Source organism: Lachnoclostridium sp. MSJ-17 (assembly GCF_018918205.1).
Classification (GTDB): domain Bacteria; phylum Bacillota; class Clostridia; order Oscillospirales; family Acutalibacteraceae; genus Ruminococcoides.
In genome coordinates, this window is sequence record NZ_JAHLQB010000106.1 from 21,119 (window position 1) to 30,002 (window position 8,884).

General features: G+C 38.7%; 12 protein-coding genes. 5 read left to right on the forward strand and 7 right to left on the reverse strand.

The features are described from left to right. The first annotated feature begins 52 nt into the window (after positions 1 to 52). Positions 53 to 1,201, forward strand: coding sequence for a tyrosine-type recombinase/integrase (locus tag KQI64_RS08815; RefSeq protein ID WP_216524324.1), 1,149 nt, complete (start codon positions 53 to 55; stop codon positions 1,199 to 1,201). Between the two features lie 340 nt (positions 1,202 to 1,541). Here the strand turns inward: KQI64_RS08815 and KQI64_RS08820 are convergent, their stop codons facing one another. Then, on the reverse strand, positions 1,542 to 1,745 hold the full coding sequence (locus tag KQI64_RS08820) for a hypothetical protein (protein ID WP_201428147.1): 204 nt from the start codon (positions 1,743 to 1,745) through the stop codon (positions 1,542 to 1,544). A 160-nt stretch (positions 1,746 to 1,905) separates the two neighbouring features. Here KQI64_RS08820 and KQI64_RS08825 point away from each other — a divergent pair, with 160 nt between their 5' ends. After that, positions 1,906 to 2,175 (forward strand): DUF6809 family protein, encoded by a 270-nt coding sequence (locus KQI64_RS08825; RefSeq protein ID WP_092970491.1) that lies wholly within the window; start codon positions 1,906 to 1,908, stop codon positions 2,173 to 2,175. A gap of 236 nt (positions 2,176 to 2,411) precedes the next feature. Here the strand turns inward: KQI64_RS08825 and KQI64_RS08830 are convergent, their stop codons facing one another. Next, on the reverse strand, positions 2,412 to 3,875 hold the full coding sequence (locus KQI64_RS08830) for a hypothetical protein (RefSeq protein ID WP_216524327.1): 1,464 nt from the start codon (positions 3,873 to 3,875) through the stop codon (positions 2,412 to 2,414). A gap of 307 nt (positions 3,876 to 4,182) precedes the next feature. Next, the gene (locus tag KQI64_RS08835; protein WP_253289242.1) at positions 4,183 to 4,737 is read right to left on the reverse strand and encodes an NAD(P)H-dependent oxidoreductase; all 555 of its coding nucleotides are present in this window, start codon (positions 4,735 to 4,737) and stop codon (positions 4,183 to 4,185) included. Positions 4,738 to 5,031: 294 nt separating this feature from the next. Between KQI64_RS08835 and KQI64_RS08840 the strand changes: the two genes are divergently transcribed. Next, entirely contained in the window at positions 5,032 to 5,223 is a 192-nt protein-coding gene (locus tag KQI64_RS08840) for a helix-turn-helix domain-containing protein (RefSeq protein WP_092970497.1), read from the forward strand. 30 nt (positions 5,224 to 5,253) lie between these two features. Further along, the gene (locus tag KQI64_RS08845) at positions 5,254 to 5,763 is read left to right on the forward strand and encodes a tyrosine-type recombinase/integrase (protein ID WP_216524330.1); all 510 of its coding nucleotides are present in this window, start codon (positions 5,254 to 5,256) and stop codon (positions 5,761 to 5,763) included. Positions 5,764 to 5,828: 65 nt separating this feature from the next. Here the strand turns inward: KQI64_RS08845 and KQI64_RS08850 are convergent, their stop codons facing one another. From KQI64_RS08850 to KQI64_RS08865, 4 genes are all read right to left on the reverse strand, one after another. After that, positions 5,829 to 6,059, reverse strand: a complete 231-nt coding sequence (locus tag KQI64_RS08850; protein WP_092970501.1) for an ATP-binding cassette domain-containing protein — start codon at positions 6,057 to 6,059, stop codon at positions 5,829 to 5,831. A gap of 4 nt (positions 6,060 to 6,063) precedes the next feature. Beyond that, complete coding sequence (locus KQI64_RS08855) at positions 6,064 to 6,234, reverse strand: hypothetical protein (RefSeq protein WP_176753613.1); 171 nt, start codon at positions 6,232 to 6,234, stop codon at positions 6,064 to 6,066. 76 nt (positions 6,235 to 6,310) lie between these two features. After that, a complete protein-coding gene (locus KQI64_RS08860; protein ID WP_092970503.1) occupies positions 6,311 to 6,514 on the reverse strand; it encodes a cysteine-rich KTR domain-containing protein in 204 nt (67 codons plus the stop codon). Between the two features lie 16 nt (positions 6,515 to 6,530). Next, entirely contained in the window at positions 6,531 to 7,145 is a 615-nt protein-coding gene (locus KQI64_RS08865; RefSeq protein WP_092970505.1) for a TetR/AcrR family transcriptional regulator, read from the reverse strand. A gap of 241 nt (positions 7,146 to 7,386) precedes the next feature. Here KQI64_RS08865 and KQI64_RS08870 point away from each other — a divergent pair, with 241 nt between their 5' ends. Further along, the gene (locus tag KQI64_RS08870; protein ID WP_253289243.1) at positions 7,387 to 8,721 is read left to right on the forward strand and encodes an MATE family efflux transporter; all 1,335 of its coding nucleotides are present in this window, start codon (positions 7,387 to 7,389) and stop codon (positions 8,719 to 8,721) included. Positions 8,722 to 8,884 lie beyond the last annotated feature (163 nt).

The window sequence follows — 8,884 nt, forward strand, 5'->3', positions numbered from 1 at the left end:
AGTATAATACAGATGATCGGATAGCTGATTATTGCCAAAAAGGAGGTTTACAATGGCAATAACAGTAACAGGCAGCTTGCAAGTTAAGTATAACACTTGGTACGCCGTTATTAATTATAAAGACGAGAACGGCAAACGCAAGCAGAAATGGATTCCAACAGGTTATCCAGTAAAAGGGAATAAAAAACGTGCAAATGAAGTATTGCAAGCGAAAATAAAAGAATATAACAATAAGAATGTTAGTTTTTTTACAAATATCACTGTAGCCGAATACTTCAAATCATGGTTAGTGCGTATAAAAGAAGAAGTAAGACCTAATACATATCGCTCATATCTCGGCAATATGACAAATCATATTATCCCGTATTTTGAGAGTAAAGGTATTGAATTGCAATCGTTAAAGCCTGATGATATTACAACGTATTATGAATACAAACACAAGAATACTGAGTTATCAGGTAGGACGTTGAAACATCATCATCAAAATATCAGTAAGGCATTAAATGATGCTATTGCAAAAGGGTATATTTCTTTTAATCCAGCGAGTTACGCAAAGACGATCAAAGAAGAACGTTTTAATGCAGAGTTTTTGAACGACAATCAAATACAAGAGTTGTTATCTTTGTTAGAAGGTAATCCTATAAAATTGGCTGTTGAGTTGTGCTCAATTTATGGCTTCCGCAGAAGTGAAGTGTTAGGGCTGAAATGGCATAATGTTGATTTTGAAAACGAATCAATACGGATTTGTGAAACCTTACAACAATCAACTAAAGCAATAACAGGCACTACGAATTTTACGGCTGATACAAAGACAGAGAGTAGCAATAGAACTATGCCTATGACAAAAAGAGCAAGGGAGATTCTTCAAGAGCAGAAAGAGCGACAGAAAACAAATCGTAAGTTGCTTGGTAACGCTTATATAGAGAATGACTATGTTTGTACTTTCGATAATGGCAAGGAGATAACACCTAATTATTTATCGAAAAATTTTCACAAGGTTATTGTAAATAGCGATTTACCGCAAGTGAGATTACATGACTTACGGCATAGCAGCGCAACAAATTTGTTATCGCAAGGGTTTAGTGTGGTGCAAGTAGCCGATTGGTTAGGGCATAGTGAAAGCACAACCACATTAAGATTTTACGCTCACGCTGATAAATCCTCTAAAATGGCTATTGCTGAAGCTCTTAACAGTGTTTGATTGTTAGATGAAATTAGATGAAAATAAACACCATTGGTTAGATTTTCGTTAGATATTAGGGGTATAGCACAGTAAAACAGAGTAGCCAAAACAAAAAGAAACACCCCGAAAATGGCTTGTACAGTGCCTTTTCGAGATGTTCTTGATGGCAGGGGCAGAAGGACTTGAACCCTCGGCACGCGGTTTTGGAGGCGATGGAAAAGGCTCAAAAACGTGTTAAACAAGCCGTTTTTGAGCCATTCTTTCGGTATTGAAAAAGCATCGGCAGAGTTTTGATGCTCTTTTGATGCTATTGGTTATTCTGTAAAAGAAAAATAGCACACAGCAGATGCTCTTCATGTCAAAAATTGCGATGCCTAATCAAAGATAAAGCCTTGTATTTCTTGATCAGCTCCGCTTTGATTTGTTCAAGCGTAATTTCACCGTTGTCCCACTGCGAGGACATACGCCTTGTTTCTTCGGAGACAGGAACGCCCTCAATGCTGTTGATCGCATAGGCGGTTTTTTCGGCGCGCCTGCGTTTAGCTATTTCTAATGCAGTCATTGACGCGACTTCCTCTCTGATTTTATTGTACTCGAATCGGAAGGAGTAGTCAAGTCATTTTTCCTAACCGCTACCAACAATTTCACGTAGAAATAGTTCTGAAAAAGACTGGACTTTCCGGATTTCTGTGGTATCCTGTTGTGCTAAAGGAGGTACCGATATGGATACGATTAGAGAGCTGTACTACGGCAATGTCCATCCGTTCGAGCGTGATATCAAGAAGGACAGTGAGAGCGACAGGCTCGCTAAGCTGGTGCTCAGGCATGACGCTGCGCTCAAAGCAACCATGAATGAAAACGAGCAGGAATTGTTCGGCAAATTCAAGGACGCCGTTACTGAGCTGAATTGTCTGAACGAATGTGAGAGCTTTATTAACGGCTTCCAATTGGGCGTAAGGTTGATCGTAGAAGCACTGCACACGGAAGAATAACCTAAAACGCAGCTCTTGAATACGGGGCTGCAACTCTATTGATGACAAACAGTTTTTCGCCCCTGTTTCGCCGAGTATCGCCCTGTGTGCGATTTGTTGGGAAAAGCAGAGCAAGTACCCGACCAAGAGCGTTTGCGCGGTGTCGGCGATTTTTGAGCGTAGAGAAAACGAAAACAAGGAATGAAATGTTTGAAAGATATTTTTTGCCTTAGTAGGATTTATAGAAAAAATTGTTGTCATATTCTAGGGAAAGGGAGCTGTTCTATTATTTCTTCCATAATACAGTAAGCTCCGACTACAGTGTTATACTTTTTGATTTCATTTTCAGATATCAAACTTATTTTTGCTGCTTTCTCGGCGATTCTGTTTAATAGCTTTTGTAGAAGTTTGTGATTATTCGTTATTGAATATACTCCCACCAAAAGAATATAAGTCATTAACTTGGAGTATTGAAAACACATTGTAGCAAATATTTCTTCAGTATCAATGGTTGTAAAACAACAAGATGGTAGTAGCTTTGCAACCAATTCTGAGAACTCAATAATATCACTTTCAGAATAATCATTATAAAAGGCTTTGAAATGTTCATTATCTTTCATTATTGATTCAAAAAGCTTTTTCTTGCTCTTTGAAAAAGATAATCCATTTGGCTCCTTAAGCGCATAGAGATTCCCGTATTTGATAAAAAAATCTTTTGCTTCCGGATATTCATGAATAATTGATTGGAGTCTATTTTGGCTAAAAAAATACGAATTAACACCGCTTGGGGATTTGTTGTTATAATGAACGAATCCTTGACCTTTATGTTTCAAATCTAAACGAATGCAGTATGAATCATAGTTTGGGTATCCGTACAACAATTGTATCCTAGTTGTTCTGTCTTTTCGAGTTCGCTTTTCAGGAATATCTGAATATTGCATTGGTAATAATTCTACTTGTGCAGCTATAAGCCAAGCATTTTGCAACATACCCAAAAGGTGCTCATACATTTCATTGGCAATTTGCTTAATAGTGCCATTGAAAAAAATAGAATGTTTAATAATTTGAGTTGATAGAATTAAATAAACTGTATGTACTCTTGTTTTTATTTCAAATTCAAAAGAACGGTAAAGTATAGGTAAACAATTGTATATATAATCGCTTTCATTTGTAAGCACATTTTTTGCTTCATCCACTTCGCATAAGAGTATAGTTTCTATAGTTTTTAGGAGTTCAGCGGGTGAAAATGTGTTATTCCCGAAAACAGAGTATTCCAAAGAAAACAGATTTTGCGATACGCTTTCAAAAACAGAAGAGAATGAATTCAGCATATTGAATCTATCTATACAGTAATTAAAACAACGATAGTTTTCAATGATTGCTTCTTTTTCGGTCGAAAGCGATAAATGATTTAATGCTTTGTAAATCCAAACAGCTTGTAAAATGCCATAAAACAAATCCGCACTGGAAGAATCATTTATTTCAATGATATCTTTTCCAAAAGCCACATAAAAAGGGAGAGCTTCGCCAGAATACATATCAAGAGCCTTATTAAGAAGAGTGTCATCTACCTTCAACAGGGATGAAATAATGCCGATATCATCTATGGCTATTGGGTAAGATTTGATCAAGCTTGCAGAAATCGCTAAGTAATAAATAGTTTTTTCGTATGGCGAAAATTCTTCGGCAGAAAAAACAGTTGCATTTATAGTCTTGTCCATCTAACACCTGCTAATATTTGCTGAAAACGTAAAGTTGCTTTATTAATTCTAAAGATTTGTAACGAGCGATAATAAAATACTTTGACCTACGGAGCCATTGTAGTGATTAGGTTTTGTGTATATCCCCTTTTTTGTAAAAGTATAAGTAGAAGAAAAGATAGCCAAATGCAGAGGGGAAGGATAATTCACCTTTGTTTCGCCGTGTATCGCCCTGTGTGCGATTTGTTGGGAAAAACAGGGTGAGTACCCGACAAAGAGCGTTCGCGCGGTGTCGGCGATTTTTGAGCACGTCTCATTTTTGCGGCAGTTAATCAAAGAGTACGCTGTTGATCGCGTTGTTTAGGATTTTCTCCGCGTCGTTTCCGGCAATGTCAAGCATTTCGGCTTTCACTAAATGCGTTTTCGGAATGCCGAAGAAGATTTTTGCGAGGCTCTCGATATAGCCGTAGCTGTAGGTCGGGTCGTAGGGACCGCCGGCGGTGGTGACGTAGTAGAGGTAATTCGCCTTGCATAAGCCGACCGGCAACCCATTTTCGTTATAAGCGGAGACGATACCTGTGACGTAGATGTTTTCAATATAGTTTTTCAGCGGCGCCGGAAAAGACAGATCCCAATACGGCGCGGCGATCACTATCGTATCTGCGTTTGCGAATTGCTTCGCGCAGTCAAACATCTTGTCGCTGAAATCTCCCCGCTCGATCAATTCTGTGCGTCGATTTAGTTTTTCCAAATCGAGCGGACGGAGGTTTTCTTCATAGAGCTTCAGCTCCGTATAGTCCTCACCGAACTTTTGTAAAACCGCTTTCGCTAAACGATTCGTTCTCGATTCTTTTCTCACACAGCAGTTGATATATAGCGTCATATCTTTCATCCGTATTCCTTTGTCGCCATGCGGATAAACCGCTCCAAAACTGTTCTGACTCTATTCTAACGGTAAGCAAATTTTTTGTCAATAGCAATCCGATTGTTTGATTCTGACTTTCCTTGACTTTTTAGATCAGCCGTGTTATAATAAAAACACAAAGATTAACTCGGAAGATTGCAATCAAAATTGAATATGGCAAAACAAAGCCGTGCGAAGGCAAGAGAATTATCTTGACCGACGCCCGGCTTTTTCAATGCCCGAGATTTTCTTTGAAAAAACGGAGGTTACTGAATGTACAAAAGCTACGACGAACTGCCGCTGATGCTGTCGGTGCATGACGTGGCAGAGGTACTCGGGATCTCAAAATCGAGCGCTTATGTGTTGGTGAAGGAGAAGGGATTCCCTAAACTGAAAATCGGCGCGAGAGTGGTGGTTCCGAGAGAAAAATTTATCGAATGGATCAACAAAAATACTTCAAAGTAAAGAGGAAGTGATTGAACAGGCGGTGACAGTATGTTGTCACAGCCAAAGCAAGGTAACTATTTCATGCTGCCGAACAGATCCGTAGGTCAAGCACGCAAAAGAATTGGGTCAGAGGCCACAGATGAATATGAGATTATCATCGGACCACCAAAAACTCTGTCCAGTAAACGCAAGATTCCATTGAACGACACTGCAATAAAAATGATTAAAGATTTGCGTAATGAAGCTTATTTTGGGGAGAACAGTCCACTAATACCTGACGAGAACGGAAAAGTGCTTTCTCCAAATCAGTTTTCCTATAGGTATGCAAAACTCATAAAAGCATGTGGACTAACAAAGACCGGAATTCATTGCTTAAGACATACATTTGCAACTGTTCTTGTGAACGGTCATGAGAAATCTGATGGAAGCAGAGTATCGCTTCCAATTAAGCAGGTTGCAGATTTGCTAGGTCATACGACTACCTGCATTACAGAACGTTACTATGTAAAACGCGAACCAAAACACCTCATTGGGATAACAGATGACTTCTTATTATGATATAATAAACGCACCTCAAAGGTGGTAAAAATTCAAAACAAGGAATAGTGAAAGTATATTCTGTTTTATGGAGTATCTTTCTTTCCTGTCAAATAATGATACGCCAAACAAAGAAGAAAGCTGCTAATCAGCCCGGAGAGTGTTTTGATAAAGGTCGTCTTTCCGGCACCGTTCAGTCCGATCAGACCAACGATTTCATGGTCGCCAAGCTCCAATGAGAAATTGTCAAGTACGTTTTTCCCCGGCGAGTACCACACGTTTAATCTGTCGATGGTCAGAAGGGTTAAGTCCTCCATCTCATCACCTCCGCTTGTTCTTTTCCCTTTTCCAACCAGTATAGGCGCTGAGAAGAAAGGCGATACCCAAAACAGCATACAGTCCGGCAAAGGGACAGTTGTTCTGCACACAGCATACAACAGCGGCAATCAGCCAGATGATACCTACGGCCAGACGTATTACAATATGGCGCATTATTTTTCCCTCCTTAGAAGATTTTTCATATCTTTCACCTCGCTGATAATAAAGAGCCGATGTACTTTGTGATTGCTCACAAGTTCATCGGCTCTGCGTCTAAAGCGTCCGGCTCTTTGATGACTGATATATTTTGTTTTATAAGATTGATCATCGTTTCTTTTTTACACTTGGGGCAAAAAAGCGGAAAGTTTTCAAGTACGGTATCCGGTCTGACCTTCGTACGGGTTTTATTGCCGCAAATAGGGCAAAGCACCCATGTGACTTTATAGTGATTCATATTGTTATCCCTTCTATCAGAAACCCAATAAAGCTCTCCAGCCGGATGTAAAAAACGCGCCTGCAGTCTTTATATAGATGTCTGCTTCTTCTCTTGAAAAATCATTTCTAATGAATTCCACATAGGTACGATATTGATTTCGCATCATAAGCGAAATAGTTTCCTTCTTAATCAAAGGAATGGAGAATCCTTTTTCCCTTAATTCCGGCAAAGTACGAAAAACAATTTGTGTTTCGTAGTCTGCGACACGGTCTACGATGTTTTCATAACGTGTTCCATCCGCACAGCAAATCAGCAGCTTCATACCGTCGAAATTCTCATAGATGAAATCAAGTGTTTCGGAAAAGATTTTGTCCTTGTCCCAAACCTTGTCTGTTTGTTCCAACTCAAACATTTCATCCTTTTCGTTTTCAGCAAGGTGTAGTATTTCTCGTATGCTCTCTATAAGCGGATCAACCAAAGCAGAAAACAGAGCTTCTTTACTATCGAAGTGCTTATAGATACCGGGAGCAGAAATACCCACAGCATCAGCAATCTGCTGCATGGATGTGCCTTGAAAACTGTTTTGCAGGAAAATCCCTCGGGCAATATTCAATATCTTACTCGGCGTATTACCTTTTTTTGCCGGCATGATTGACCTCCGCAACGGTATTGATTTGATAAGTTAACACCATTAACCTTTGTCCAATATATCATGTTTTTATAAAATTGTCAAGAATTAAAGTTTAGATATATGATTAGATCAGATGAATATTGACATGATGCATAAAAATTCACGTATTATTTTGTTTGAGGTTACGCGATTAACCTATTGAAACATCAGTATCTTTATCTTATAATCTCATTGAAAGACTATATTCGGAGAGATGTTTATGCGGTCAAATTCATTCGTAAAATCGGTAATTAAAATAGCCATCCCTGTCGCTCTTCAATGTATGCTGCAATCTTCATTTAGTATTGTTGATCAGGTAATGGTCGGTAATTTGGGAAGCACAAGTGTCGCCGCAGTAGGCATTGCCGGAAAGCTTTCATCCCTCTACGCAGTGGTTATCGGAGCGGTTGTTTCAGTGGCAGGAATAATGATTTCACAGTATATTGGTGCAAAGGACGAAAAAGAGGTGAACCGCAGCTTTTGTCTTAATACTTCTATTTCAGTGATTATTGCTGTAGTATTTATGTCAGCGTGCCTGTTACTTCCGACTCAGTTAATGGGACTTTACTCAACTGATAATCAGACGATAAAATCTGCGTCTGAATATTTAACGATTATTTCGTTCGGTTTTTTACCTTATGCAATAGATATGCTGATTTCTACTCGCTTGCGATGTATGGATAAAGCGGTTTTGCCGTTAATATTCAGCATTATTTCGAATGCCGTCAATACCGGCTTGAATTATGTATTGATTTTTGGAAAATTTGGAATTGCTGCTATGGGAGTTAACGGCGCAGGTATAGCGACAGTTGCTTCTCAGCTTTTTAATACGCTTTTGTTGATAATAAGTTTGATTGTTGTATGCAGAAATAAAAAAATAGAATTCACTTTTTCCGTAAAGCTTACAAAAATGACTTATGGAAAATATGTTGCTATACTTTTACCGATTCTTGTAACCGAATTTATGTGGAGCTTAAGTGAGAATGTGTATGCTTCTATCTATGGACACATCGGTACACTTGAATGTGCCGGAATGACGCTTACATATCCGATTCAGGGCTTGATGATAGGAGCACTCAGCGGATTGGCACAAGCTTCCGGAATCTTAATTGGCAAAGAACTTGGTAGGGGAGAGTTTGATTCTGCTTATAAAAAATCAAAAAGTATGATATTATATGGATTCATCGGGTCATGTGTACTGTCTGCTGCTTTGATGTATCTAATGAATTTTTATACTGATACCTACAATGTTGAAAAAATCGTAAAGCAGACCGCACAGCAGATATTACTGGTATTTGCAGTCGTATCGCCAATAAAGGTGACAAATATGATTCTTGGCGGTGGTATAATTAAAAGCGGCGGACAAACACGAGTGGTCATGATTATCGAGTTAATCGGCACATGGGGAGTAGGCGTTCCACTTGCGCTGTTAAGTGCCTATGCTTGGAACTTACCTATCCCGATTGTATATTTTATCCTTTCAATGGAGGAATGTGTGCGTTTGATATTGACATGGATTGTTTTTATAAGAAAGAAATGGATGAAAAAGATTTGAAACTTATTAAGGAAAAGATTAAAAGGTTAAATTCAAAACATATATTTAATCTGTCAAATGTACGGCTGTTACTGATGATTATTATTACAGCATTATTATGGATTGTGCTGTTAAAGCTCGGCATTGCAAGACCAAGATGGTGAGGTGATGATATGGATAAAAA